The following is a 24,632-nucleotide window of genomic DNA, read 5'->3' on the forward strand; positions in this document are numbered from 1 at the left end:
CGTATCCCCCACGACGTCCAAGGAACCGACGCATGCTTCACCCCGTACCAAGCGCGCTGGCACTGGCGCTGGCAGCCTTCCTGGCTGCCGGCCCGGCACTGGCAGAAACCGCCACCTCCGCGCCCGCCACGGCGCCGCCTTCCACCAGCGGCGATACCGAAGCCAGCAATAATTTCAGCATTGTCCGTTACCGCGCCGACTACCAGGTGCGGCCGGATGCGGGCAATGTGCAGACCGAAACCTACGAAGTCCTGCTCAAGACCAAGGCCTCCGTCGAGCAGTTCAGCCAGGTGCGGCTGAGCTACAGCGAGAAGATGGAGACGCTGGAAGTGCTGGGCGCCTACACCATCACCGCCGACGGCCAGCGCCGCGACGTGCCGGCCGACCGCATCTATACCCAGGAAAGCTACTCCAGCGCCTCGGCGGCGATGTATGCCGACCGCAAGGTGCGGGTGATCGTGTTCCCGAACCTGGCGCCGGGCACGCGCCTGTTCTACCAGGTACGCCGCACCCAGGCCACGCCGTACTTCCCGGGCTACTTCGGCCTGTGGGAGACCTTCAATGTGTTCACCGAGTACGAGGATGCCGAGGTCACCCTGAGTGCGCCAGCCAACCTGCCGATGTTCGTCGACAGCCGCGGCGTGCAGGGCAGCGATCGCCCGACGGTGAAGAACGGCCAGGCACAGTGGCGCTGGCGCTACCAGCGGCGCGAAGCCATGCCGGCACAGAACTGGTCGGCGGCGGGCTGGGAGTTCGGCCCGAACATCATGGCCAGCACCTATCGTGACTGGTCGCAGATGGGTCGCGCCTACCAGCTCAAGGCGGGGCCGGCGGCACAGGTCACCCCGGAACTGCAGGCGCTGGCCGACCAGATCACCACCGGCATCAGCGACCGCCGCGAGCAGGCTGACGCGCTGTACCGCTGGGTGGCGCAGAACATCCGCTATGTGGCGGTGTACCTGGGCAACGGCGGCCTGGAGCCGAACAGTGCGCAGAGCATCCTCGACAACCACTACGGTGACTGCAAGGACCATGTGACGATCCTGGAGGCGCTGCTGGCGGCCAAGGGTATCGCCAGCTCGCCGGTCCTGATCGGCGCCGGCGGTGGCCCGACGCTGCCGAAGATCCCGGTGCTCGGCCGCTTCAACCACGCCATCACCTACATCCCCGAATTCGATCTGTACCTGGATTCGACCACCGCGTGGGCGCGCTTCGGGCAGCTGCCGGAAGGTGATCTGGGTGCGCCGGTGATGCGTACCCGCGACGCCACGCTGGCGCGCACCCCGGCCAACACGCCGCAGCGCAATGCCACCTCGATGGAAGTGCGTTTCACCTTCGACGCCAACGGCAACCTGCGTGGCGAGACGATCCCGAAGCTGGGCGAGAACGCCGAGATCGGCATGCGTGCGCAGTTCTCCCAGCTCAACGCGCAGAACCGTGCGCGCGCTGAAGAGCAGATCATGGCCGCGTCCGGTTTCGACGGGCGAGGGCAGCTGCAGATCCAGGGCGTGCCGGTCGACCTGACCCGGCCGTTCGGCTATCGCATGGCGTTCCAGGCCGAGGACTACGCCGACTTCAGCGTGGCCGGTGGCATGGCCGTACCCGATCCGCCGGGTGGCGAGTCGGTGCGCGGGTTGTACGCCACCGCGTCGGCGCCGGCCAACGAGACGCCGTTCTACTGCAATGCCAGCCTGCGCGAGGAAACCTATCGCCTGCAGTTCCCGGCCAATGCACCGATCATCGCCATCCCGGCCAGCCAGCGTTTCACCAACGCCGCCGGCGAGTACCGGGTGGACTGGAGCCGCGAGGGCCAGGACGTGATCGTGCATCATCGCCTGCAGCAGAACGCGGTGCGCGGCCCGGAGGCGTTGTGCCAGCCGCAGGACTATCCGGCGTTCCGCGCGCTGTACCGCGAAGTGCGTCGTGGCTTCCGTGGCCAGGTGCTGTACGGCAAGCTGCCCGGCTCCGGCGGCTGAATCGCCGATGGACGTTCGGGGCGGCATAATGTCGCCCTGATCGCCCATTCATCTTTATTTGGGCACACTGGCAACCACCTTTCCTGGCGCCCGCGCCCACAGGATTCCCGCATGAACTTCCGCTTCCGCCGTTTCCTTGCCACCACCACCCTGGCCGTGGCCTGCGCCGCCGCCGGCAGCGCCTGGGCTGGCGCCCGCGATGACCTGAAGACCTTCACCAGTGGCCTGAAGGGCCTGGATGGCCAGTTCAGCCAGCAGGTGTTCGACAGCCGCGGCAAGGTGAAGGAATCGACCAGCGGCCGCGTGGCCCTGTCGGCGCCGCGCCTGTTCCGCTGGGAATACGTGCGTCCGCACGATCAGCTGATCGTGGCCGACGGCAAGAAGGTCTGGATGTACGAGCCGGACCTGGAGCAGGCCACCGTGCGCGAGCAGGGCAAGGAAGAGCAGAACAGCCCGCTGACCGCGCTGATCAACCCGGCGCTGCTGGAGCAGCAGTACGACGTCAGTGAAGAGGCCGCGCAGCGCGACGGCCTGCAGTGGTTGTCGCTGTCGCCGAAGCGCGATACCGAGGCCAGCTTCCAGTACGCCGCGCTGGGCTTCAATGGCCAGGGCCTGGCCAAGATGGAGATCACCGACGCCGTCGGCCAGCGCACCGTGATTACCTTCAGTGGCTGGAAGCGCAACCCGGGCTTCGCTGCCGGCACTTTCAGCTTCACCCCGCCGAAGGGCACCGACGTCATCGGTAATTGATCGGGGACGCCGGGCAGGGCCCGGCGCAACCTGCTTTGGTGGGTGTCAACCGGCACCGCCTTGGTGGGTGTCAACCTTGGTTGACACGCTTTTGATCTGCCGGCCAGCGGCCGGCACTACCGATTCCTGTGGCCTGGCGCTGGTGGGTGCCAACCTTGGTTGGCACGCTCTCGCGGTACAATGAGCGGGTGGCAAGACATCGTTCAACTTCCTTCCCCGGCCCCGATCTGCTGAGCGTTGATCGGGAACATCTGCGCCCGCTGGCCGAGCGCATGCGCCCGCGCACCCTCGACGAAATGGTCGGGCAGAAGCGCCTGCTGGCGCCGGACAGCGCGCTGCGTCGCGCAGTCGAATCCGGTCGCGTGCATTCGATGATCCTGTGGGGGCCGCCGGGCTGCGGCAAGACCACGCTGGCGCTGTTGCTGGCCGAATATTCCGACGCAGAATTCCGCGCCATCTCCGCCGTGCTGTCCGGCCTGCCGGAGGTGCGCCAGGTGCTGGCCGAGGCCGCGCAGCGGTTCGCCGAAGGTCGCCGCACCGTGCTGTTCGTGGACGAAGTGCATCGCTTCAACAAGGCGCAGCAGGATGCGTTCCTGCCGCACATCGAGCGCGGCACCATTCTGTTCGTCGGTGCCACCACCGAGAATCCGTCGTTCGAGCTGAACTCGGCGCTGCTGTCGCGTTGCCGCGTGCACGTGCTCGAAGGCGTTTCGCCGACCGACATCGTCGAGGCGCTGGAGCGCGCACTGGGCGACCGCGAGCGCGGCCTGGGCGAGGATGGCATCGAGGTCGCCCCCGAGCTGCTGCTGGAAATCGCTACCGCCGCCGACGGCGACGTGCGCCGTGCGCTGACCCTGTTGGAGATCGCCGCCGAGCTGGCGGGCGGGGAGGGGGGGCGTATCACGCCGCAGACCCTGACCCAGGTGCTGGCCGACCGCACACGTCGCTTCGACAAGGGCGGCGAGCAGTTCTACGACCAGATATCGGCGCTGCACAAGTCGGTACGCAGTTCCAATCCCGATGCCGCGCTGTACTGGCTGACCCGCATGCTCGATGGCGGCTGTGATCCGTCCTACCTGGCCCGCCGGCTGACCCGCATGGCCATCGAGGACATCGGCCTGGCCGATCCGCGCGCGCAGAGCATGGCGCTGGAAGCCTGGGACATCTACGAGCGGCTGGGCAGTCCGGAAGGCGAACTCGCGTTCGCCCAGCTGGTGCTCTATCTGGCCAGCACGGCCAAGTCGAATGCTGGCTATGCCGCGTTCAACCAGGCCAAGGCCGATGTGCGCGAGAGTGGTACCGAAGAAGTACCGCTGCACCTGCGCAATGCGCCGACCAAGCTGATGAAGGAGCTGGGCTACGGCGCCGAGTACCAGTATGACCACGACGCCGAAGGCGGCATCGCACTGGATCAGACCGGTTTCCCGGATGCGATGGGCGAACGGGTGTACTACAACCCGGTGCCGCGCGGGCTGGAAATCAAGCTGAAAGAAAAGCTGGATCGGCTGCGTGCCGAGCGTGAGGCTGCGCGGGCCGCTAAGGGCCGCTGAGCCAGCTCTTGTAGAGTCGAGCCATGCTCGACTCCGCTCTTGCACGGGCTTACAGGTGCCTTCTGGAGCAGCAGTCGAGCATGGCTCGACTCTACAGGGGCAATATTGTTCCCCGCGCCTGCATTTGGCACACTGCGCGGCTACTTTTTCAAGGATTGATGCCGTGCAGGAAATGATTCTGCCGTTGAAGCGCTATGCCCAGTTCGAGGGCCGCGCCAACCGCCGCGAGTATTGGATGTACCAGCTGTTCCTGTTCCTGGTCGCAACCGCGGTGATGCTGCTGGCCGGTGTGCTGGCGATCCTCCTGCGCAACAGTCCCGATGCACTGGCCGGCATCCTGATCGGCATGGTGGTGCTGTTGTGTGTGATGTGGCTGGCCACGATCGTGCCGCTGATTGCGGTGACCGTACGCCGCCTGCATGACTGCAACCAATCGGGCTGGCTGTTCCTGCTGGCGCTGGTGCCGGGCGGCGGGATCGTGATCATGATCTTCTCGCTGCTGCCGGGCACGCCGCAGGAGAACGTTTATGGTCCGGTGCCTTCGGGCCCGTGATCTTGCATGAGTCGAGCATGGCTCGACGCTACAGAGGCAAAGAAAAGAAGCCGGCGTTTCGCCGGCTTCGTCTTTACTTGATGGCGCAATCGCCGAAGGACAGGTAGTCCGTGCCGGAGCTGAACTGCAGCGTGCAGCTGGCGGTGAAGGCGGCGCCTTCTTCCAGTGCGCCGAGTTTGGCGGCCTGCTGCGCATCGTCGGTGGTCAGCCGGGCCAGGACATTGCCCTGGCCATCACCGGCTTCGATCAGCGGCTCGCCCTGCAGGTTGCCGGAAACGCCCAGCGCCACAGCGGTGAAGGTCACCGTCTGGTTGAGTTCTTCCATGCTCAACGTCGAATAGCCGGCTTCTTCATAGGCCTGGTAGAGCGTCGGCAGATCCTGTGCAGCATGGGCGGCCAGCGGTGCGAGCAGGCCGAGGGTAAGGGCGATCAGTGCGGTGTGCTTCAAGGGTTCTCACAATCATGGGATCCAATCCCATGGCGGTTGTGCGCAGATGAACGCGGCCGGACCGACGGCAGACTGCCCGCCCTCCATGGCCGCGCTGTAAGCGGGGCGATCCAATGCCCCGGTGGGCGGCAAAATAGGGGAAATGGCGTGCCCGGCGCAACCGGGTCGTCGCGCGCGTGATACACAGCGTGACGTTCGATCGATGTGATAATCATTCGCGTTTAAGGTAGACTGCGGTCCCTTGTGAACCGGCGGCCCTGGGCCGCTTCTGCCGCCGCTGATGAAGCATTTCGTCCCGCCTTCGCGCCGTGGTCCGCTGGCCCGCGGCTTGGCCGCCTTGATGATGGGTCTGCTCCTGGCCACCCCGTACGCCCATGCACAGCAGCGCAATCCGCTGCAGAAGATCGGCCACACCGTGCTCGACGAGCCCGCGGCCAGCTATCGCTTTGAGCATTTCGTGGTGGACAGCCCCGACCAGCAACGCCGCTGGCGGGTGAATGTGGCCATTCCCGCCAAGGCCGCCAAGGCGCCGCTGCCGGTGCTGTATGCGCTGGATGGCAATGCCGTGGCGATGGTGCTGGACCAGCCGATTCTGGCTGAGCTGGCGGCACGCAAGGCGCCACCGGTGCTGGTGCTGATCGGCTACGACAACGACCTGCGCATCGATTCCAAGGCGCGCACCCGCGACTACACCGCGTGGATCGACCGTGCCGACGACGAGAGCGGCACAACCCAGGCCGTCGGCGGTGGTGCCGCCGCTTTCCTCGACGTGATCGAACGCCGCATCAAGCCGGAAGTCGAGCGTCGCGCACGCATCGATACGCAGCAGCAAGCACTGTGGGGTCACTCGCTGGGCGGGTTGTTCGTGCTCAACGCGCTGTACACGCGTCCCGCCGCCTTCCAGTCCTATCTGGCCGCCAGTCCGTCGCTGTGGTGGAGCCAGGGCGCGGCGCTGGGTGATCCGGAACAGCAGTTCGTGCAGAACGTGCATGGCCAGCCGGCAAAGCTCTGGCTGATGTTGGGCGGTGCCGAGCGTGTCGGCGATCGCGGCAAGCGTGACATGACCAATCCGCGCGTGGTCGCGCACCTGCGCCGCATCGGTGGCGCCACCCCGGATGCGGCGATGCAGTTGTCCGAACGATTGGCCAAGGTGCCGGGCATGCGCGTGCAGTACCGTGAGTTCGACGGCCTCGGCCACGGCCCGATGCTGCCAGCCTCGTTCCACGCGGCGCTGCATGAACTGTACGGCGTGACCGACCGCAGCGCCGGCGATGGCGCGCCCAACGGTGGTGACAACGGCGCCGAATGAATCCCTTCGCACGCGATGTCGTGCGACCCCACTACCCAGGCGAGGCTGCCGACGTGCAGCGGCCCAGGCAACCGATGAATCCCGCGCCACGTGGCGCGGCCTACGTGTGCAAGGAGCCTTCCATGTTGTTCCGTCCGTCTCTCCGTCTTACCTCTCTCGCCGCCGGTTTGCTGCTGGCGGTGACCGCCACCGCGCAGCCGGTGTTCGATCAGCCGGCCAACGCCACCTTCAAGGGTGAGGTCGTCTCACGTGGTGAGAACGTGGTTCCCGGCAGCACTGCCGACGTGATCGGCCGTGGCTTCGTACCGGGCCAGAAGGTCAGCCTGCTGCGTGGCGACAGCGTGCTCAACACGCAGCCGCTGGTGGTCGATGCCGATGGCAACTTCAAGACCCAGCTGAGCATTCCGGCCGACGCCGTGCCGGGTACCCACCCGGTGGTGGTACGCGCCAGCCAGCCGGCTGCAGCCACCGTGCTGAAGCTGCGCGTCTCGCCGCAGCTGCCGCTGTCCGGCCAGGCGCAGTTCGCCACCCAGTCCAACAAGCTGGTGCCGGGCCTGTACCAGTCCGCCTACAGCGCCGCCAGCAACGCGGTGTTCGTGACCTCGGCCGTGGGCCGCCCGCCGGTGACCCAGTCGCAGCTGCTGAAGCTGGACCCGAAGTCGCTGAAGGTGACCAAGGCGATCACCCCGGCGCAGGTGCCGGGCAGCACCAATGGTGCGGTGTACGCGGTTTACGGCGTCGGCGTCGATGACACCAACGGCAATGTCTGGGTCACCAACACCCGCCAGAACTCCATCGCGGTCTACCGCCAGAAGGACCTGTCGCTGGTCCACCAGTTCCCGGTCGATGCCGTGCCGCACGCACGCGACGTGGTGGTCGACGGCACCCACGGCAAGGTGTTTGCCTCGGCCACGGGTGAGGACCACCTGTCGGTGTTCGACGCCAAGACCCTCAAGGAGCTGCCGGCAGTGACGCTGGAGTCCGGCGTGGACGACGGCAAGTTCACCCCGATGAGCCTGGTGCTGGACGAGAAGGGCGGCAAGCTGTTCACCGTCAGCATCGGCACCCCAGAAGCGGCAGTGATCGACGTGGCCAGCGGCAAGGTCGAGAAGGTCATCGACCTGGGCAACTCGATCAGTGCCTCCGGCGTCGCCTTCGATGCGGCAAGCAACCGCCTGTACGTGGCCTCGCAGGGCACCGACAACCTGCTGATCGTCGATGTGGCCGCCGGCAAGGTGCTGCACGATGTGCCGGTCGGCGCCGGCGCGCTGAACGTCGCCTTCGATGATGCTTCCGGCCTGGCCTACGTCAGCAACCGTGGCGCTGGCACGGTCACCGTGGTGAACGGTGACGGCAAGGTGGTCGCCAACCTCGACGGCGGCACGCTGCCGAACCATGTCCGCGCCGACGGCAAGGGCAACGTGTTCGCGGTGAACAAGTCGCGTGGCGCCGAAGACCCTAAGGGTGACCGCATCACCCGCATCACCCCGAAGCAGTAAGTCACACGGCGGGGCGGCGTGCGCGTCGCCCTGCCAGCAAGGAGAACATTCATGAGCATCGTGTCCCGTCTGCGCCTGTGTGCGCTTCCGTTGGCTGTTTCGCTGGCGCTGTCTGCCTGTGGCGGTTCATCGACGCCCTCGGACAGCGGCAAGTCGGTTGAGCCCGCCGCCGCAACCGCGCCTGGCGAAGTTGCGTTGCCGGCTGGCTGGCAGCGCGTGGCTGGCACCGATATGCCGGTCGTGCGCGACCAGAAGGCCGTGCTGCCGGCCAAGGTGCATTCCGATGACGGCGCCGACGTCGAGGTGGCCGATACCAGTCGCATCATCGCCGGTGGTGACGACGTGATCGCGGTGATCGAGGCGCTGGGTCTGGGCAAGCAGGTATTTGCCGCGCCGACCAACACCACCACCCAGGCTGGCCTGACCGCCCCGCATCAGTTCCTGTTCAACCGCACCACTGGCGTAGAGGGCGTGCTGAGCCTGCAGGGCTCGCTGTTCCTCGGCAACAGCCTGCGCCGCCACACCGAGCTGGCCAAGAAGCTGCGCGAAGTGGGCGAGCCGGCGGTGGTCATCGACGATCTGCAGCCGGCGCCGGACAAGGTGCGCAAGGTCGCCGCGGCACTAGGGCTGGCCGAGGCAGGGCAGGCACTTGCCACGCAGGTGCAGCGTCAGCTCGACGAGGCTGCAGCGATTGGCAAGGGTCTGGGCCATGCGCCACGACTGATCCACGTGTCGGCAACAGGTGCCGGCGGCTCACCGACCGTTGCCGGTGCCGACAGTGCGTCGGCGCAGCTGATCGCACTGGCCGGCGGCATCAACATCGGTACCGAAGCGGGAGTGAAGAACTACTCGCAGCTGAGCAATGAAGGCGTGGTCGCGTCGGCACCGGAGGTGATCCTGGTGACCGAGCATGACCTGCAGCTGTTCGGTGGTGCCGAGGGCCTGTGGAAGGCGTACCCGACGCTGAAGCAGACCCCGGCCGGGCAGGCCAACCGGGTCTGGGTGATGCCGGATGTGCAGCTGAAGTACACCAGTGTCGGATCCGGTGCGGGTGCGCTGGCGCTGGCCAAGGCCCTGGCGGCGTTGCCGAAGGCATGAGTCCGGCGGATCGGCGCCGCCGTCGCGGGCGGACGATGTTGCTGGTGGCGTTGCTGGCACTGCTGGGGGCAGTGCTGGCCTCGTTCGCCGTGGGCCCGCTGCGGCTGCCGCCGATGGAGGTAATGCAGGCGTTGGCGGTGAAGCTGGGTCTGCTCGACTCGCAGGCGGTCAGCAGCCGCGATCTGGCGGTGGTGTGGCAGCTGCGCATTCCGCGCGCCCTGTTGGGCGCGATGGTCGGTGCGTCGTTGGCGATGGCCGGTGCCAGCCTGCAGGGCCTGTTCGGCAACCCGCTGGCCGACCCCGGCATCGTTGGTGTCAGCCAGGGTGCTGCGCTGGGTGCAGTCGCTGCCATTGTTCTCGGCGCTGCGGGCGCAGCCGGCTGGCTGGTGCCTGTGGCTGCATTCGCTGGTGGTGCATTGGCGATCGGCCTGACCTACGCATTGGCCCGGCCCGGCAAGGGTACGGGCAACGCCACGTTGCTGTTGGTCGGCATTGCGATGGCCGCCTTCTGCTCGGCGCTGATCGGTTTCCTCACGTACATCGCCAGCGAAAGCGAGCTGCAGTCGCTGGTGTTCTGGCAGATGGGCTCGCTGGCGCGCGCCAACTGGGCCGACGTGGCGGCCGTGGTGCCGTTGTTTGCGATTGGCGTATTCGCGTTGCAGCGGCTGGCTACGCCGCTGGACATGCTGGCGCTGGGCGAACGCCAGGCGCAGCATCTGGGGCTGGATGTCACCCGCACGCGTCGTCGCCTGGTGGCGTTCAGTGCGCTGCTGGTGGGTGCCGCGGTGGCGTTTGCGGGTTCGATCAGTTTCGTTGGCCTGGTGGTGCCGCACGTGGCACGTCTGCTGGTTGGCCCTGGTCATCGCTGGTTGCTGCCGTTGTCCGGTCTGCTCGGTGCGCTGCTGATCGTGGTGGCCGATACCGCGGCTCGCACGCTCGATCCGCCGGCGGAGATTCCGCTGGGCCTGTTCTCGGCCGCGCTGGGCGCGCCGTTCTTCCTGTGGCTGGTGCTGCAGCAGCGCCGCAAGGCCGCGGCATGAGCGTGCTGTTGAAACTGCACGAGGTGGTGGTGCGTCGCCAGCAGCGCGAGATCCTGCATGGCATCTCGCTGGCGTTCGAACCGGGTACGGTCACCGCGCTGGTGGGCCCGAATGGCGCGGGCAAGTCCACGTTGCTGGCTGTTGCCGCTGGTGACCTGCGTGCCGACGCAGGCGAGGTAAGTCTGCTCGGCAAGCCGTTGGCCGGCTACAAAGCCGGGCCGCTGGCGCGCGAGCGTGCGGTGATGCCGCAGGAGCATGGCGTGCGTTTCGCCTTCAGCGTGGAAGAAGTTGTGGCAATGGGGCGGCTGCCACATCCGCCCGACCCTGTGGTGGATGACGCCAAGGTGGAAGCCGCCATTGATGCCGCCGAACTGCAGGCACTGCGCCTGCGCGAGGTGCAGCAGCTGTCCGGTGGCGAGTCCGCCCGGACCACGTTCGCGCGCGTGCTGGCGCAGGACACGCCGCTGCTGCTGCTGGATGAGCCGACTGCAGCGCTGGATCTGCGCCACCAGGAACGCACGCTGCGCACTGTGCGCGCCTGTGCCGAAGCCGGTGCGTGCGTGATCGTGGTGCTGCACGACTTGAATCTGGCCGCCGGTTATGCCGACCGCATCGTGCTGCTGGAGCAGGGCAGGGTGGCGGCAGACGGTACGCCGTTGCAGGTACTGACCGAAGGCAACCTGCAGCGGGTCTACCAGCAGGATGTGGTGGTGCTGGAGCATCCGCGGCGTGGGGTGCCGCTGGTGGTGGTCACGTGACCGTGTGAGGGCGTCGCGCTGGATCAGACCATGAGCGCGATGTACGTGACCCTGCAGGTGAGCCTGGAAGACCGCGAAGCCCGGCGTGGCGGGGTCAAGCGCATTGGCATTGGCGTTTCTACTCGGAACTCCGGACAAGGCGCTTCTTGCCGCGGCATCCGGCCCCTCAATGGCGCGGCGGCAGCGGATCCCGTATGCTCCGCCGGAACCAGGGGGCAAGCACGATGAAAGGGATTTCGTGGGTGGTCGCGGCAGCGCTCGCGACGGTGCTGGGTGGGTGCGCGACGCTGAAGGCACGACCGGATGTTCCACTGTCCGCGGATGAGGGCTACGTGGTGATGTCGGTGAACTGCGCCACCAGCAACATCAGGCTGATCACGATCTTTGCCAGCGGCACGCGGTCGACGTCGCCGTTGGCTGACCTGCGCGGCGAATTCGAGTTCGGCTGCAGGGCCGGTCTGGCCGCCGTCCGCGCCAAGGCCGGGCGCCATTATGTCGGCTACCTGACCGAACACGGTTACGGATACGTCGGGGCGGTGCCCGAAGACGAAGCGCTGACTTTCGACGTGCGCGCAGGCGAAACGACCTACATCGGTGAAGTTGTGGTGTCTGGACTGTTCGACCGCCTGCACTCAAGGCCGACCTGGATCTCGGTACGCGATCGCGAAGCAGAGTCGTTACGGCTGTTGCAGCAGACGCAGCCCTGGCTGCTGGAACGCCATCCCTTCCACACCCGGCTGGCGACACCAGCGCCGGGCGCGCCGAGCGCCGAAGTGCTCGCCGAGCAGTTCCGCAGCTGCACGCCGGCGTGCGACAGCATCCTGGCCCTGCCGCTGTTCATCCGCTGAGCCGGAGGTTTCCAATGAAGTGGATCTGCATGCGCTGACTGATGGGTCGCGCCATCCGGACGCTGTATCATTCGGCGCCAGTTACATTCAATGGACTGATTCAATGTTGCCCTCCGCTTCAGGTGTTTCGCGGACGTTGCTGTTCGCATCGGCCTTTTTCTCTGCATTTGCCGCCAATGCGGCGTCGACATCTCCAGTTTCGCTGACCAACGCGGCCGAGAGCGCCTCGCTGATCGAGACCCGGCATTCCAGTAGCGACGGTGCCGCTGTGACGTCGATGAAGACGCAGTACTTCGCCAACGAGGAAATGTCGGTGAGCTGGGACGACCAGCAGGTGCTGGTGCTGTGCAGTGAAGCGGCGTACCTGCAGATTCCTGCCGCCAAGCTCAAGGCCGGAGCGTTGACCTCCGAGCAGCGGCAGATGATCGTCTATCAGGCACTGATGTCAGGCCTTGGGGCTGTCGCGGGCGTCGTCGGGCCGGCAGGCGAGGTGGTGGCCGTGGCTGATGACGGTAGCGAGACCCGCAGCGTTGGCGAAAACAGGTGGGCGTATGGCGTCGAGCGCTACGACGTCATCACCCAGCGGCTCCCGGACGGTGCGCTTCGGGTACGAACCCGCAAGACGGAAACCGTGAACACCACACCGCCGGCCGGTCCGGACGACATGTTCAGCACCGAAGACGACCAGGCGGCACGCCTGTCGGAGTTGGCGCCGGTCGGCAGCTGGATCGAGGTGGTGATCCATGGCGGCCCGCGCCAAGCGCAGGTGGATCCGGCGATGTCGTTGAAGGGCTGGATCTCGATGGGCGATGACCAGGCTGCGACGGTGGCCGAGGCGCGCAAGCTGCACGAGTGCAAGTGAGCTGAGCTGGGGTCAGAGCTCTTTGCCCGTGGCAAAGGGCTCTGACCCCGATGCCCATCGACCTCATCGTTCCATTTATGTGCGGAATATTCACTTGCGCGCCAGATTGGCAGGTCTAGAATGCGCCCCATGAACCGGATGCCGCTCCTGAAGTTTTTCACCCTGACCCGCGCAAGCGCGGAACGGGCGTGTCTGCCTGGAGCCCCACGAGGCCGTTGAAGCGGCCATCGCTGGACCTTCGACAGAGCGCCCTCCGGGGCGCTCTTTTCGTTTTCGTCATTTCATTTTTCAACACCGCCGGCCCTGCCGGCCCACCGCAAGGAGAACGTGCCATGCACCAGATCGCCGAGACCGAACGCTAGCCGCGCACCCTGTCGCCAACCGGGGTGTGCGGCCCCTGAAGTTGGCTTTGCAGGAACCTCTTTATGAACACCCAAGTCCTTTCCCGCCGTCGCAACCTTGGCATCATTGCCCACATCGACGCCGGCAAGACCACGCTGACCGAACGCCTGCTGTGGAAAAGCGGCGAGATCCATCGCGTCGGCGAAGTGCACGACGGCAACGCGACCACCGATTTCTCGGCGATCGAACGCGAACGTGGCATCACCATCGGCGCTGCTGCAGTACAGGCGCAGTGGGCGCCGCGCGACCTGCCGCCGCATCGGTTGACCCTGATCGACACTCCCGGCCACATCGACTTCGCCATTGAAGTCGAGCGTTCGCTGCGCGTGCTCGACGGCGCCGTGGCCGTGTTCTCGGCGGTGGACGGCGTGCAGCCGCAGTCAGAGACGGTGTGGCGCCAGGCGCGTCGCCATCGTGTGCCGCTGATCGCGTTCGTCAACAAGATGGATCGCGTCGGTGCTTCCTTCGAGCGTGTGCTGGAGCAGTTGCAGGACAAGCTGCGCGCGCGACCGTGGGCGCTGGGCGTGCCGCTGGGCAGCGAGAGCGACTTCAACGGCTGGGTCGATCTGGTCGATGAGCGTGTGCTGCAGTGGCAGGATGGCGCTGCGGCGACGGTCACCGCGTGGGACGACGCGGCGCGGGCCCAGTGGCAAGTCCAGCGCGATGCGCTGGTCGAGGCCGTGGCCGACCACGACGAACTTCTGGCTGATGCCTGGCTGGAAGGTCGCGTGATTGATGCCGGGCAGCTGCGCGCGGCGATCCGACGGGCGACGCTGACCGGTGCGGGCGTGCCGGTGCTGGCCGGTGCCGCGTTCAAGGACAAGGGCATCGAGACGCTGCTGGACGCGGTGGTCGATTACCTGCCGTCGCCGCTGGATCGCCCTGCCGTCAGCGCCGAAAGCGATGAGGGCGAGGTGCTGCTGCCGCCAGATCCTGACGGTCCGCTGGCCGGCCTGCTGTTCAAGATCACCCACCAGCAGCACGGCGCCCTGAGCTTCGTGCGGCTGTACTCGGGCACCTTGAAGGTGGGCGACGCCGTGGCCAGTTCGCAGCATCCGCAGGGACGGCGTGTGAGCCGCCTGGTGCGGGTGCAGGCCGACCAGACCCACGACATCGAACAGGCCGTGGCCGGTGACATCGTCGCGGTGCTGGGCTGGAAGGATGCGGTCAGTGGTGAAACGCTGAGTGGCCGTGCGCAGCCGTTGCGCCTGGAGAACATCCAGGCACAGGCGCCGGTGCTGGCTTGGCGGTTGGAACCGGCGCGTGCGGCCGACCTGATCCGGATGGCGCAGGGCCTGGCCAGCCTGGCCCAGGAAGATCCCTCGTTCCGCGTTGAAACCGATCGCGACACGGCGGAGACCCTGGTCTGGGGCATGGGCGAGCTGCACCTGGAGGTGATGGTCGAACGCCTGCGCAGTGAATGGAAGGTGGACGTGGGCGTGGGTGCGCCGCGCGTGGCCTACCAGGAGACGCCGATGCGTGCGATGACCGGTGTCGTCGGGCGGCTGGTCAAGCAGACCGGCGGCCAGGGCCAGTTCGCGCACGTGGTGCTGGATGTGGCGCCGCGCGACGACGACCTGGTGGTGTTCAACGACCGCATCGTCGGTGGCGTGGTGCCGCGCAGCTTCATAGCGGCGGTGGAGAAGGGCGTGCGTGCCGCGCTGTCGGAGGGCCCGCAGGGTCATCCTGTTGTCGGTGTCGAGGTCAGCCTGGTCGATGGCCAGACCCATGCCAAGGATTCCTCCGAAATGGCGTTCCATCGCGCGGGTGCCGAGGCAATCAAGGCGGCGCTGGCCGAGGGTGGCACGCAGCTGCTGGAGCCGGTGATGGCGGTGACGGTGCATTCGCCATCGGCGTCGGTGGGTGATGTGGTCGGCGATCTCAATCGGCGCCATGGCCGCATTGCCCGCATCGAGGACCTGGACGGTCGCGCCGAGGTCAGCGGTTTTGCGCCGCTGGCACAGCTGGTGGGCTACACCACCTCGCTGCGTTCGCTCAGCCAGGGACGGGCCAGCAGCGAGGCGCATCTGCACGGTTACGAGCCGGTACGCGCTGCGTGAGGAAGGTGAGGGGAGCCCGTGAGCGGGCTCCCTTTTTTTGAACTGGCGTGGGTTTGCGTATCCACGCATGGCGTGGATCTACCGAGCGTCGACGGATTCGCATACCGGGCGATCGGGCGCGGGCTCTGCAGTAGATCCACGCCATGCGTGGATGCCGTTCTCGGGGGATCCGCTTTTTTGCACTGCATCGCAACAAAACTGCAGAAAAAGCTGGATTAAAGTGATGCCTCACGATAAATTGCGCACCCCCCGTTGCTCGCCGCCGCCCGCACCCCTCTCATGCGTGATGACAAAGACCCCGGAACCCTGGAGTTGACCCTGCCGCGAAAGCGCGGCCGTCCGCCCAAGTTCGGGTACGCAATGAGTGACGCGCAGCGGGCCGCGCGCTACCGTGCGCGCAGGGCGGGGCAGGCCAACCACGCCGACGTGCGCTCCTGCAGCGACATGGTGCTGCTGGACAAGATCCGCGCGGCGGTGAGCGCGCGCGACACCGAGCTGGCCGGGTTCCTGGTTCACGTCCTCTGGCAGCGCTATCCCCTGCAGTTGAAATAGGCCGTCGGTGGGGTGGCCGTTGTCATCGAGCTTGTTGATAATGCGGGATTCAGGTTGTTCCCGCTGGCGCGCCCGGGATGGCAGGCGCGCATGATCGAACGGTTCCCAAGATGACCACCACCAGCGACACCACCACCGAAGCGGCGCCGAGCGGCGCCCCCCTGTTCTACACCCGTCCGGTGCCGCTGCAGGCCGATGTGCACGCCGATCTGCGCATCCTGCCGGGCAGGCTCGAGTTTGCTGCTGGCAACAACGCCATTCCGCTGGTGCTCGGCGAGTTCTCGCTGGCGCTGCACCACTTCCCGATCCTGTTCGCTGGCCCGACCGCCGTGCCGATGGCCGCCGTCGGCGTTTCCGACCAGAACCTGTTCATCAAGGACGGCCTGTGGGAAGACGAGGCCTACATTCCGGCCTACCTGCGTCGCCACCCCTTCATCTTCATCGACACCGGTGCAGACAACGACTTCCTGCTGGGCATCGACGAAGAGAGCTCGCGCGTGGTCAAGGGCGGTGACGAAGGCCAGCCGCTGTTCGTTGACGGCAAGGCCACCGAAATGGTGCAGCAGGCGCTGGAGTTCTGCGGCCAGTTCACTCGTGAGCACGAACAGACCCAGGCCTTCTCCAAGGCCCTGGTCGACAACGGCCTGCTGGTCGAGCGCAATGCCACCGTGCGTACCCCGGATGGCCGTGAGTTCAATCTCAACGGCTTCCTGGTCGTGGACGTCGAAAAGTTCGTGGCGCTGCCGGAAGCAACGGTGATCGAGTGGCACCGCAGTGGCTGGCTGGCCCTGATCCACCAGCACCTGATGTCGCTGGGCCGTTTCAACGACCTGACCCGTCGCCAGGTCGAGCGTCTGGCGGCCTGATCAGTCAGGCGGCATGGCTTCCGTACTGCGGAAGCCATGCCAGCGCTGCAGTACCTGCAGCAGGCGCCGCACATCGACCCAGTCGGGTGTGGCGTCGTTCCCGAGTTCCCATAGATCGGCCGCGATACGGACCTGATCGGTTGCACCGCAGAACTGCAGCGTGCCCTGCAGACGATGCGCGTGATGACGCAGCGCCGTCGCATCGCAGTCTTCCGCAGCCCGCCCGATGCCCAGCAGTTCGCTGTTGATGTCGGCCAGATACGCCTGATCCAGCGGCGCTACGGTGTCCAGAGTCGTTCCTCCGGCAGCCGGCGGCAGTTCGAGTGCCTGCAGCAGCTGCCCGATCTGCAAGGGTTTGGCCAGGACCGCATCGAATCCTGCATCGCGGCAGCGCGCCCGATGCCTGCGGCCTGTCCGCGCAGACAGCGCAATCAGTCGCGGCGACTTGCCGGGCTGGCTGCGCAACTGCCGGGCCAGCGTGTAGCCATCCATCCCGTGCAGGCCGATGTCCACCAGTACGATCCGTCGCGGGTACCGGGTCTGCTCGGCCAGCGCATCGGCTGCGTCGGCCAGTGCATGCACGTCGGCCCCCAGGCGACGCAGTTGCTCGGCGATGATCTGACGGTTCATTGCGTGATCTTCGACCAGCAACAGCTCCAGGTCGACAAGTGGCAGGCCACCGGTGGTCTGCTCCGCTGGCGGCAAGCCGGCCTTCGCGATCTGTGCCGGCAATCGCAGGGTAAACCGGCTGCCGCGACCGGGCACGCTGTGTAGGGTCAGTGTGCCGCGCATGGCGTGCGCCAGTTCCCGGGCGATGGCCAGGCCCAATCCGGCGCCGCCGCGCGCCTGCCCGTCCTTGCCTTGCTGGTACGGCTGGAACAAGCGCGCAGCCTGCCTGGCATCGATGCCGATACCACTGTCGATCACATCGACCAGCAGCTCCTGCGGGTCGACAGCGGGCCTCAGCTGTACGCGCAGATCAATCCCACCGATATCGGTGAACTTCACCGCGTTGGCCAGCAGGTTATCGACAATCTGTCGCAGCCCTTCGGGATCGAGGATGACTGCGGGTGACCGCTCTGGGGTGGCCTCGAAGTGCAGCTCCAGTCCCTTCAGCAGCGCCTGTGGGCGGATTGCGTCCAGCGACTGCCGGCAGAGCAGATGCACATCGCAGGGCTGGGCGCGCGGTGTGAATCCGCCCTCGGCAAGACGCGCGAACTCCAATGAGCGGTTCAACATGCCGCGCAACGCATGCCCAGCCGCCTTGGCGGCGGCAAGCAGTTCGCGCTGCTGCCTGGGTGCGGGCGATTGGCTGAGCAGGTCGATCGAGGTGAGTACGACCTGGGTCGAATTGCGTATCTCGTGGCTGATCACACCCGCTGCGCGTGTCTGCTTGCGCAGGTCACGGCCCCGCTGCTGATGCAGCGAGAGCCAGAGCACCGGAAGACCTGCCAGCAGGACAAGCACCGCCAACAGCCAGGCTGGGGGCGGAATGCGCATCCAGCCCATCGCCCTTTCGACCGTGGCCGGCAGTATCTGCCCGGCCCAGAACTGCAGCAGGCCGGCATGCTCCTCCAGTGTGATGTCCCGCAAGGCCTGATCAATTCGCGCCAGCAGTTGCTGGTCCTCCCGGCGGACCAGCAGGCGCATGTCGGTGGAGAACCCCATCTCGAACGGCTGCACCTGCAGTGTGCTGGCGAAGTGCTGCCGGATCATCGGTTGCAGCGTGGTTTCCACTCCGATCGCGACATCGGCTATGCCGGCTTCGACGGCGGACAGGGTGGCATGCCGGTCAGGCAGATGCAGTAACGGGACCCGTGGGTGATGGGCGGCCAGCCATCCGGCATACGGCCCACCGCTGACCACCGCCAGTGTGCGGCCGTGCAGTTGCGTGATGTCGTGCGGCAAGCGGTCATCGGTGCGCCCCGCCAGCAGGGTCCTGCCACCACGGAAGGGTGCAGAGGGCACCAGGTGGGTGCAGGGCGGCCGTGGATGCCCGGCGGTCCCGACCACCAGTACCAGGTCGGCGTCGCCACGGCATACAGCGCGCACCGATGCGTCGGTACTGGGGTAGGGGTGCTCCTTGAACTGCAGTCCGGAGTGCCGCGCCACGAGTTCGGCATAGCCGTGGGCGAGGGTGGGCAGCGGTGCCGTACCCGCCAGGCCTGCGGGCAATGGGCGCAGCGATGGCGCGGTGGCGACGCGGACCTCGTGGCCGGGCAGCCATCGATGCAACTGGGCGTCCTCGGCCGAAGCGGCCGGCAGCAGAAGCAGGGCCGGCAGCAGCAGGAAGGCGGCATGCCGGTGGGGGTGGTCGCGCCGCTTCACGCGGCGTCCTGCGGGCGCCGCATGGCATAGATTTCAGCGTCGTTGCGCAGCCCGAGCTTGCGCAGGGCGGCGACCTTCTGCGTGCTGACAGTCTTGACGCTGCGGTGGCGGTGCCGTGCGATCTCGGAGACGGTCAGGCCAGTCAGCAGCAGGTCCAGCACTTCACGCTCGTTGCGGCTGAGCTCACTGTGATCTGCCGGGATGGTGTAGTCGGGTGGCAGTCGCTCCAGTCCTTGTGAAACGCGAATGATCGCTTCGGACAGCATGGGAAGGGGCTCGGCTTTGCTGACGACGCCACTGATGCCGGCCATGAGCAGGTGGTGGAGACGGGTGCAGGGGGAGAGGGTGGCGAAGGCGAGAAGCGGCGTCTGCGGGGATGCCGCGCGCAGCAGGGGGATCAGCTCTGCGCTGCTGCGGTCGCCACGCGCCAACGTCAGATCGATGACGGCGACATCCACCCGTGTCTGCTGCAGTGTCTGGATGAAGGCATCGCTGTGCCCATGGCTGGCGATGATCCTGAAGCGGGCGTCCTGCGACAGGTGCAGGGCGGTGCCACGACGGACGATCTCATGGTCGTCCAGAAGCGCCAGGCGCAGTCGGCGCGGTGCGGGTTGTCCTTTCATGCGCAGGAAGGTGATCGGCGCCCCGGGGGCGTGGTGATCATTCTGGCGCTGGCGCCCTGCTGATCATCGAATCTGCAGGTTTTTTGCGATTATTCCTAGGTGTCGATCATCGATGAATATTGAACTCGGTAGTGTTCATTGACGGGAGTGATGAACGAGGCAGTCAGGTCGATTTTCCGCGCGGCTTGTGTGCGGCGGGCGCCATGAGCACGGTCAGCAGCATGTTGTCGCCCTGCGTGCCGGTGTCGAGTCCGGTGGCTTCAAGCTCTTCGATCAATGCGTTGATGCGGGCGAGGCGCTCGTCGTCGGCGCGGAAGGACAGGTGCCTGACCGCGCAGTTGCGCTGCGGTCCTTCAAAGCGGGTGGCGGCATGGGTGGCGGCCGAGGCGAAAGCACGCAGGGTGGCGGCAACGACGCGTGTCGCCACGCGAACCAGGCTGCGCCGGCCGGATGGGGTGCGCACCGCGTCGCGGGAGGACAGCTGTGCTGACGCCGCCGCGAAGACCGCTTCGGGGCGGCGGCCGGTGTCGCGATGTTCGATGATGCGTACCAGGCCGTGCTTCTGCAGGTGTGCCAGATGGTGGTAGAGCGCGGTGGCCGGGCGGCCGAGGCGCTCGGCGAGCTCGCGGATGCTTGCCGGACCCTCCGCGTCCAGGCGTTGCAGTATTGCCATCCGTGCGGGGGATGCGATCGCCGCAAGCTGCGTGGGTGTCAGCTTGAGTGGTACCTGCGTGGCGCGGCTTGCCGTAGGGGAGTTCATAATTCAAACTATAGTTCAAATTTGAATTATAGGGGACGGGAATGCGCACGGCACGTTTCTGGATTGCGCTGGGTGGCCTGCTGCTGGCGACGGCAGCAGACGCCCGGCCCGCTGTTGCCCCCGAAGTGGCGGGTAGCGATGCCTCCAGCAGGGCGAGCGCCGCATTGGGTGCGACCGTGATCCAGGGGATCGACAGCGGCGTCGGTCAGGTCATGCGTCGCTTCAATGTTCCCGGTGCGGCGGTGATGGTCCTCCAGGACGGGCACCTGGTCCACGCGAAGGCCTATGGCCAGCGCGACGTAACGCGGGGCCTGGCGGTACGCACCGACACGCCCTTCGAGATCGGCTCGATCACCAAGCAGTTCACTGCCGCTGCGATCGTGCAGCTGCAGGAGGCCGGCAAGCTCACGCTGGATGATCCGCTTGCCAGGCATCTGCCGGACGCCCCGCATGCGCACGAGGTGACCCTGCGCCAGCTGCTGTCCCATACCAGTGGCCTGCATGACTATTTCGATGGGCCCGAACGGGAGGTCGATGAGCTGGTGACCCAGCCCATTGCGTTTGATCGGCTGATCGCGCGTATCAGCGATCGACCTCTCGATTTCGCGCCGGGCAGCCGCTGGTCGTACTCCAATACCGGGTACATCCTGCTCGGCCGTGTCATCGAGGTGGTATCGGGCGAACGCTACGTCGACTACGTGCGACGGCATCTGCTGGAGCCGCTGGACATGCGGCACACCTTCACCCTCGCCGATACGGAGCGACTGCAGGGCATGGCGGTGGGGTACCGGCACGAGGCGGGCGTCCTGCGCCGATCACCCTACTTCCACCCGGACTGGAGTGGGGCAGCCGGCTTCCTGGTCAGTACGCTGGACGATCTCGCGCGCTGGGATCGTGGCCTGAGCGGGGGCAAGGTGGTCAGCCCGGCCGGCTACCGTGAAATGATCACCCCGGTTCACACCGCTGAGGGCGGCAGTGCCGACTATGGGCTTGGGTTGTTCGTCAACGCGGTCTACGGCCACGCCCGGATCGGCCATACCGGTGGTTCGCAGGGGTTCACCACCGCCGACGAGTACTTCCCCGGGCTTGGGCTGCGCATCATTGCCTTCACCAATCTGGGAGACAAGACGCCGGAGGCAGGAATCACGCTGACCAATGCGGTCTTCAGTGCGCTTCATCCCGCCATCGTCGCTGCGTGGAGCCAGCCTGCGTCTGGCGAAGAGGCCGCAGTGACGGCGCGTGCGCGGGCGACGTTTGAACAGTTGCAGGCCGGGCATGGCTATGCGGATTTCAGCGCGAACCTGCGTGCAAGGCTGGAGGCAGGGCTGGGCGCTGGGCTGTCGAAGGCGATTGCGCCCTACGGGAAGCCGGCCACCCTGGTTTTCAAGGGCACGCAGGCCAGTGAGAAGGGCACGCTGTACCGCTACGTGGCAACGTTCGGCCCCGGCGTCTTCATGCCCTACATGATCCGCCCCGACGACGAAGGCAAGGTTGCAGGGTTCGCGCTGGATTGAGTGCCGGGGGCGGTTGCGTCCAGGCTGCTCGCCACCTCGCTGGTCGCCGCCCAGTCCAGGTCGGTGCAGATCAGATCCAGGTCATCGGCGAGCAGGGCCCGAATCCCGAAGCCGTCACCGCCCCGCAGGTCTGCGCTGTTGGAGTGCCCGTCCATCGTCCGCCTGGTCGGTTTAAACCTTTCTGGTGCCCCCCGCATCGTATCTGCATGGAGCATGACGAACGCAGGGGGATGCACCTTCCATGATGGGCTATTACCTGAAACTGGCGCTGCACAATGCCAGGCGCAACACGATCATTACCGCATTGATGGTGCTGGCGGTTGCCGTGGGAATCGGCGCCAGCATGACCACGCTGACCGTTACCCACCTGCTTTCCGGAGATCCGCTGCCCGGCCGGAGCGACCGGATCTTCTATCCGCAGGTGGATGTCGATCCCGGATCGAAAGGGCGCGAGCCGCACGACGTGCTCGACTATCGGACCGCGTACGATCTCTGGTCATCCGGCCAGGCAGACCGGCAGACCATGGTGGTGGTCAATCCAGTGAAGCTCCGTTCGGACCTGGCCGGGATGGCGCCGCTGATGGGATCTTCGATCTCGACCACGGCGGACTTCTTCCCCATGTTCGAGGTGCCCTTCCAGTATGGCCGCGCCTGGACGGCTGACGATGACCAGCGTCGCGGCCGCGTCGCGGTCATCTCGGCCCGGTTGAACCAGCGCCTGTTCGGGGGGCGCGACAGTGTCGGCCAGACCCTTCGGGTCAAGGATACCCATGTGCAGGTGATCGGCGTGCTGGATCACTGGCGGCCCTCTCCCTTGTTCTACAAGATCAGGGGAGGGCGGTTCTCGGGTGGCGAGACGTCAAGTTTCTACGCCGCGGCCGATGACATCTATCTGCCGATGTCGACCAGCCTGGATATCAACGAGGGCGACTTCCAGCCCTTTACCTGCTGGGCAATGCCCGATAGGCCGGGTGTGCTGCAGAACTCGCCCTGCGTGGCGGTCGCGGTCTGGGTGGAACTGGGCAGCCCGGAGAAGGTGGCCAGCTATCGTCGCTATCTGTCCAACTACGCTGGCGAACAGCAGCGTCTGGGGCGCATCCGGCACGCGGACAACACCCGGCTCCGTTCGTTGATGGAGTGGCTGGACTTCAACCAGGTGGTGCCAAGTGACGTGAAGGTGCAGACGGTGCTGTCCTTTGCGTTCCTGATGGTCTGCCTGGCCAATGTGGTCGGGCTGCTGCTGGCACGCTTCCTGCGCCACGGGGGGGAAATCGGCCTGCGGCGCGCGCTGGGCGCCAGCCGGCGCGCGGTGTTCACCCAATGCATGCTGGAAGCCGGGCTGATCGGTGTCGCCGGAGGGGTGGGGGGGCTGCTGCTGACCTTGCTGGGCCTGTGGGTGATCCGTGCCCAGCCGGTTGCCTATGCGGACCTGATCCATCTGGACCTGGCCATGTTCATGGCCACCTTTGGCTTTTCCCTGTTGGCCAGCCTGGTGGCAGGCGCGATTCCCGCCTATCGCGCCAGTTCGATCCAGCCTGTGGCGCAGCTCAAACTGCTGTAAAGGAAACGATCATGCAAACCGGACTGATCATCGCAGCGCTGGGCAAGCACCGGCTGGCCACCCTGTTGATTGCATTGGAGATCGCGCTGGCCTGCGCTGTGCTGTGCAATGCCATCTTCATGCTCACCGAGAAGGGGCGTGCACTGAACCTGGACAGTGGCATCGCCGAGTCGTCGCTGGGCATCGTGCAGCTCTCCGGATTCGACGCCGCCCAGGCGGTCGATCTCAACGCCCGTGTGACCGGCGCACTGCAGGCGATTCCGGGCGTAAGGTCGGTCGGCCTCATCAGCGCCGTTCCGTTCGGTGAGCCGGGTGTCCGCGCGGGCGTCCATACCGATGAGGCCGGCAAGGTCTTCGGCGGGGTCCTCGATTTCTACCTGGGTGATGCGACGGCGATCCAGGCGCTGGATCTGAAGCTGTTGGCCGGGCGCCTGCCGGATGCCGCCGAGTACGCGCCGATCGGGCAGTACGTGCCCGCCAACGCGCCGATCCTGGTGACGCGGCAGCTGGCGGAACGCTACTGGCCGGGTGAGCCGGCAGTGGGGCGCAGCCTGTGGTCGATGGACAGCCGTTTCACCGTCATCGGCGTGGTCGAGCACCTGGCTGTATCACAGCCCGGTGGAGGGGAGGCGCTGGGCAATGACTGGTCCGTGCTGATGCCGGCCAAGCCGGGCCCGCAGTTGGCGGGGCGCTACCTGGTGCGGGCCGCGCCCGAAGCGCTGCCCCGGGTGATGGCCGACGCACAGCGGGCATTGGCAGCAGCAGCCCCCGACGTGGTGTTCGACCAGGCCGCCAGCCGCACCGTCGCCGAGCTGCGCGCGGACTATTTCCATGGCGCCAGGTTGATGATGGCCCTGCTGGCGGGCGTGATCGTTGCGCTGCTGGGAGCCACCGCGCTGGGCATTGTCGGCCTTGCCAGCTACTGGGTAGAGCAGCGGCGCAGACAGATCGGCATTCGCCGTGCGCTGGGAGCCACCCGCCGCGACATCCTGCACTACTTCCAGTTGGAGAACTTCCTGGTCGTTAGCCTGGGTGTCGTAGCTGGTGCACTGCTGGCCTATGCTTTCAACCTCGGCCTGATGCGGTTCTACGAACTGCCAAGGCTTCCACTGGCGTACCTGCCGATCAGTGCGCTGGCGCTGTGGCTGCTGGGGCAGGTGGCGGTGCTTGCACCTGCATTGAGGGCGTCCGCGATCATGCCCGTGCAGGCCATCCGGTCTGCCTGACGTCCGGTGCGGCGTGGCTGCTGGGGACGCTCGGCTGATACGGAGCGCT

At 66.5% G+C, this 24,632-nt stretch carries 21 protein-coding genes; 17 read left to right on the forward strand and 4 right to left on the reverse strand.

Features of this window, described 5'->3' with window-relative positions:
• Positions 1-32: 32 nt before the first annotated feature.
• The 4 genes from ACJ7C5_RS06285 to ACJ7C5_RS06300 all read left to right on the forward strand — a co-directional run bounded on the left by ACJ7C5_RS06285 (position 33) and on the right by ACJ7C5_RS06300 (position 4,829).
• On the forward strand, positions 33-1,976 hold the full coding sequence (locus ACJ7C5_RS06285; protein ID WP_412703344.1) for a DUF3857 domain-containing protein: 1,944 nt from the start codon (positions 33-35) through the stop codon (positions 1,974-1,976).
• Positions 1,977-2,087: 111 nt separating this feature from the next.
• A complete protein-coding gene (lolA, locus tag ACJ7C5_RS06290; RefSeq protein WP_412703345.1) occupies positions 2,088-2,726 on the forward strand; it encodes an outer membrane lipoprotein periplasmic chaperone LolA in 639 nt (212 codons plus the stop codon).
• A 272-nt stretch (positions 2,727-2,998) separates the two neighbouring features.
• On the forward strand, positions 2,999-4,276 hold the full coding sequence (locus ACJ7C5_RS06295; RefSeq protein WP_412703346.1) for a replication-associated recombination protein A: 1,278 nt from the start codon (positions 2,999-3,001) through the stop codon (positions 4,274-4,276).
• 172 nt (positions 4,277-4,448) lie between these two features.
• A complete protein-coding gene (locus tag ACJ7C5_RS06300) occupies positions 4,449-4,829 on the forward strand; it encodes a DUF805 domain-containing protein (RefSeq protein ID WP_412703535.1) in 381 nt (126 codons plus the stop codon).
• A gap of 73 nt (positions 4,830-4,902) precedes the next feature.
• Here the strand turns inward: ACJ7C5_RS06300 and ACJ7C5_RS06305 are convergent, their stop codons facing one another.
• Complete coding sequence (locus tag ACJ7C5_RS06305; RefSeq protein ID WP_412703347.1) at positions 4,903-5,277, reverse strand: hypothetical protein; 375 nt, start codon at positions 5,275-5,277, stop codon at positions 4,903-4,905.
• A 340-nt stretch (positions 5,278-5,617) separates the two neighbouring features.
• On the opposite strand from ACJ7C5_RS06305, the gene ACJ7C5_RS06310 reads away from it, so the two are divergent.
• The 10 genes from ACJ7C5_RS06310 to ACJ7C5_RS06355 all read left to right on the forward strand — a co-directional run bounded on the left by ACJ7C5_RS06310 (position 5,618) and on the right by ACJ7C5_RS06355 (position 16,571).
• Entirely contained in the window at positions 5,618-6,586 is a 969-nt protein-coding gene (locus ACJ7C5_RS06310; protein ID WP_412703348.1) for an alpha/beta hydrolase, read from the forward strand.
• Between the two features lie 122 nt (positions 6,587-6,708).
• Positions 6,709-8,085, forward strand: a complete 1,377-nt coding sequence (locus ACJ7C5_RS06315) for a YncE family protein (RefSeq protein ID WP_412703349.1) — start codon at positions 6,709-6,711, stop codon at positions 8,083-8,085.
• Between the two features lie 51 nt (positions 8,086-8,136).
• Positions 8,137-9,183, forward strand: coding sequence for a heme/hemin ABC transporter substrate-binding protein (locus ACJ7C5_RS06320; RefSeq protein ID WP_412703350.1), 1,047 nt, complete (start codon positions 8,137-8,139; stop codon positions 9,181-9,183).
• Positions 9,180-10,223 carry a FecCD family ABC transporter permease gene (locus ACJ7C5_RS06325; RefSeq protein ID WP_412703351.1) on the forward strand — a complete coding sequence of 348 codons (1,044 nt, stop codon included), beginning with the start codon at positions 9,180-9,182 and terminating at the stop codon, positions 10,221-10,223. Before ACJ7C5_RS06320 ends, ACJ7C5_RS06325 begins: the two co-directional genes overlap by 4 nt.
• Entirely contained in the window at positions 10,220-10,981 is a 762-nt protein-coding gene (locus ACJ7C5_RS06330) for a heme ABC transporter ATP-binding protein (RefSeq protein ID WP_412703352.1), read from the forward strand. Before ACJ7C5_RS06325 ends, ACJ7C5_RS06330 begins: the two co-directional genes overlap by 4 nt.
• A gap of 224 nt (positions 10,982-11,205) precedes the next feature.
• Positions 11,206-11,829: a hypothetical protein gene (locus ACJ7C5_RS06335; RefSeq protein ID WP_094001400.1), complete on the forward strand. Its 624-nt coding sequence runs from the start codon at positions 11,206-11,208 to the stop codon at positions 11,827-11,829.
• Positions 11,830-11,932: 103 nt separating this feature from the next.
• The gene (locus ACJ7C5_RS06340; protein ID WP_412703353.1) at positions 11,933-12,691 is read left to right on the forward strand and encodes a hypothetical protein; all 759 of its coding nucleotides are present in this window, start codon (positions 11,933-11,935) and stop codon (positions 12,689-12,691) included.
• Positions 12,692-13,116: 425 nt separating this feature from the next.
• Positions 13,117-15,153, forward strand: a complete 2,037-nt coding sequence (fusA, locus tag ACJ7C5_RS06345; RefSeq protein WP_412703354.1) for an elongation factor G — start codon at positions 13,117-13,119, stop codon at positions 15,151-15,153.
• 279 nt (positions 15,154-15,432) lie between these two features.
• A complete protein-coding gene (locus tag ACJ7C5_RS06350) occupies positions 15,433-15,705 on the forward strand; it encodes a hypothetical protein (RefSeq protein WP_005409616.1) in 273 nt (90 codons plus the stop codon).
• Between the two features lie 110 nt (positions 15,706-15,815).
• Positions 15,816-16,571, forward strand: a complete 756-nt coding sequence (locus ACJ7C5_RS06355; protein ID WP_088025937.1) for a SapC family protein — start codon at positions 15,816-15,818, stop codon at positions 16,569-16,571.
• Here the strand turns inward: ACJ7C5_RS06355 and ACJ7C5_RS06360 are convergent, their stop codons facing one another.
• From ACJ7C5_RS06360 to ACJ7C5_RS06370, 3 genes are all read right to left on the reverse strand, one after another.
• A complete protein-coding gene (locus ACJ7C5_RS06360) occupies positions 16,572-18,899 on the reverse strand; it encodes an ATP-binding protein (protein ID WP_412703355.1) in 2,328 nt (775 codons plus the stop codon).
• A complete protein-coding gene (locus ACJ7C5_RS06365) occupies positions 18,896-19,522 on the reverse strand; it encodes a response regulator transcription factor (RefSeq protein ID WP_094001403.1) in 627 nt (208 codons plus the stop codon). Before ACJ7C5_RS06365 ends, ACJ7C5_RS06360 begins: the two co-directional genes overlap by 4 nt.
• A gap of 163 nt (positions 19,523-19,685) precedes the next feature.
• Positions 19,686-20,282, reverse strand: a complete 597-nt coding sequence (locus ACJ7C5_RS06370) for an ArsR/SmtB family transcription factor (protein ID WP_094001404.1) — start codon at positions 20,280-20,282, stop codon at positions 19,686-19,688.
• Between the two features lie 41 nt (positions 20,283-20,323).
• Between ACJ7C5_RS06370 and ACJ7C5_RS06375 the strand changes: the two genes are divergently transcribed.
• From ACJ7C5_RS06375 to ACJ7C5_RS06385, 3 genes are all read left to right on the forward strand, one after another.
• Positions 20,324-21,796, forward strand: coding sequence for a serine hydrolase domain-containing protein (locus ACJ7C5_RS06375; RefSeq protein WP_412703356.1), 1,473 nt, complete (start codon positions 20,324-20,326; stop codon positions 21,794-21,796).
• A gap of 241 nt (positions 21,797-22,037) precedes the next feature.
• Positions 22,038-23,357 carry an ABC transporter permease gene (locus tag ACJ7C5_RS06380; protein ID WP_412703357.1) on the forward strand — a complete coding sequence of 440 codons (1,320 nt, stop codon included), beginning with the start codon at positions 22,038-22,040 and terminating at the stop codon, positions 23,355-23,357.
• A gap of 11 nt (positions 23,358-23,368) precedes the next feature.
• Positions 23,369-24,583 (forward strand): ABC transporter permease, encoded by a 1,215-nt coding sequence (locus ACJ7C5_RS06385; RefSeq protein ID WP_412703358.1) that lies wholly within the window; start codon positions 23,369-23,371, stop codon positions 24,581-24,583.
• The last annotated feature ends 49 nt before the right edge of the window (positions 24,584-24,632 follow it).

The sequence above is a fragment of the Nocardiopsis yanglingensis genome (assembly GCF_045809185.1).
Taxonomy (GTDB): domain Bacteria; phylum Pseudomonadota; class Gammaproteobacteria; order Xanthomonadales; family Xanthomonadaceae; genus Stenotrophomonas; species Stenotrophomonas yanglingensis.

What these genes read in the sequence shown, in the direction of transcription:
- ACJ7C5_RS06285 (WP_412703344.1), top strand. Translation starts at nt 33, where the DNA reads ATGCTTCACCCCGTACCAAGCGCGCTGGCACTGGCGCTGGCAGCCTTC.
- lolA (WP_412703345.1), top strand. Translation starts at nt 2,088, where the DNA reads ATGAACTTCCGCTTCCGCCGTTTCCTTGCCACCACCACCCTGGCCGTG.
- ACJ7C5_RS06295 (WP_412703346.1), top strand. Translation starts at nt 2,999, where the DNA reads ATGCGCCCGCGCACCCTCGACGAAATGGTCGGGCAGAAGCGCCTGCTG.
- ACJ7C5_RS06300 (WP_412703535.1), top strand. Translation starts at nt 4,449, where the DNA reads ATGATTCTGCCGTTGAAGCGCTATGCCCAGTTCGAGGGCCGCGCCAAC.
- ACJ7C5_RS06310 (WP_412703348.1), top strand. Translation starts at nt 5,618, where the DNA reads ATGATGGGTCTGCTCCTGGCCACCCCGTACGCCCATGCACAGCAGCGC.
- ACJ7C5_RS06315 (WP_412703349.1), top strand. Translation starts at nt 6,709, where the DNA reads ATGTTGTTCCGTCCGTCTCTCCGTCTTACCTCTCTCGCCGCCGGTTTG.
- ACJ7C5_RS06320 (WP_412703350.1), top strand. Translation starts at nt 8,137, where the DNA reads ATGAGCATCGTGTCCCGTCTGCGCCTGTGTGCGCTTCCGTTGGCTGTT.
- ACJ7C5_RS06325 (WP_412703351.1), top strand. Translation starts at nt 9,180, where the DNA reads ATGAGTCCGGCGGATCGGCGCCGCCGTCGCGGGCGGACGATGTTGCTG.
- ACJ7C5_RS06330 (WP_412703352.1), top strand. Translation starts at nt 10,220, where the DNA reads ATGAGCGTGCTGTTGAAACTGCACGAGGTGGTGGTGCGTCGCCAGCAG.
- ACJ7C5_RS06335 (WP_094001400.1), top strand. Translation starts at nt 11,206, where the DNA reads ATGAAAGGGATTTCGTGGGTGGTCGCGGCAGCGCTCGCGACGGTGCTG.
- ACJ7C5_RS06340 (WP_412703353.1), top strand. Translation starts at nt 11,933, where the DNA reads ATGTTGCCCTCCGCTTCAGGTGTTTCGCGGACGTTGCTGTTCGCATCG.
- fusA (WP_412703354.1), top strand. Translation starts at nt 13,117, where the DNA reads ATGAACACCCAAGTCCTTTCCCGCCGTCGCAACCTTGGCATCATTGCC.
- ACJ7C5_RS06350 (WP_005409616.1), top strand. Translation starts at nt 15,433, where the DNA reads ATGCGTGATGACAAAGACCCCGGAACCCTGGAGTTGACCCTGCCGCGA.
- ACJ7C5_RS06355 (WP_088025937.1), top strand. Translation starts at nt 15,816, where the DNA reads ATGACCACCACCAGCGACACCACCACCGAAGCGGCGCCGAGCGGCGCC.
- ACJ7C5_RS06365 (WP_094001403.1), bottom strand. Translation starts at nt 19,522, where the DNA reads ATGAAAGGACAACCCGCACCGCGCCGACTGCGCCTGGCGCTTCTGGAC.
- ACJ7C5_RS06370 (WP_094001404.1), bottom strand. Translation starts at nt 20,282, where the DNA reads ATGAACTCCCCTACGGCAAGCCGCGCCACGCAGGTACCACTCAAGCTG.
- ACJ7C5_RS06375 (WP_412703356.1), top strand. Translation starts at nt 20,324, where the DNA reads ATGCGCACGGCACGTTTCTGGATTGCGCTGGGTGGCCTGCTGCTGGCG.
- ACJ7C5_RS06380 (WP_412703357.1), top strand. Translation starts at nt 22,038, where the DNA reads ATGATGGGCTATTACCTGAAACTGGCGCTGCACAATGCCAGGCGCAAC.
- ACJ7C5_RS06385 (WP_412703358.1), top strand. Translation starts at nt 23,369, where the DNA reads ATGCAAACCGGACTGATCATCGCAGCGCTGGGCAAGCACCGGCTGGCC.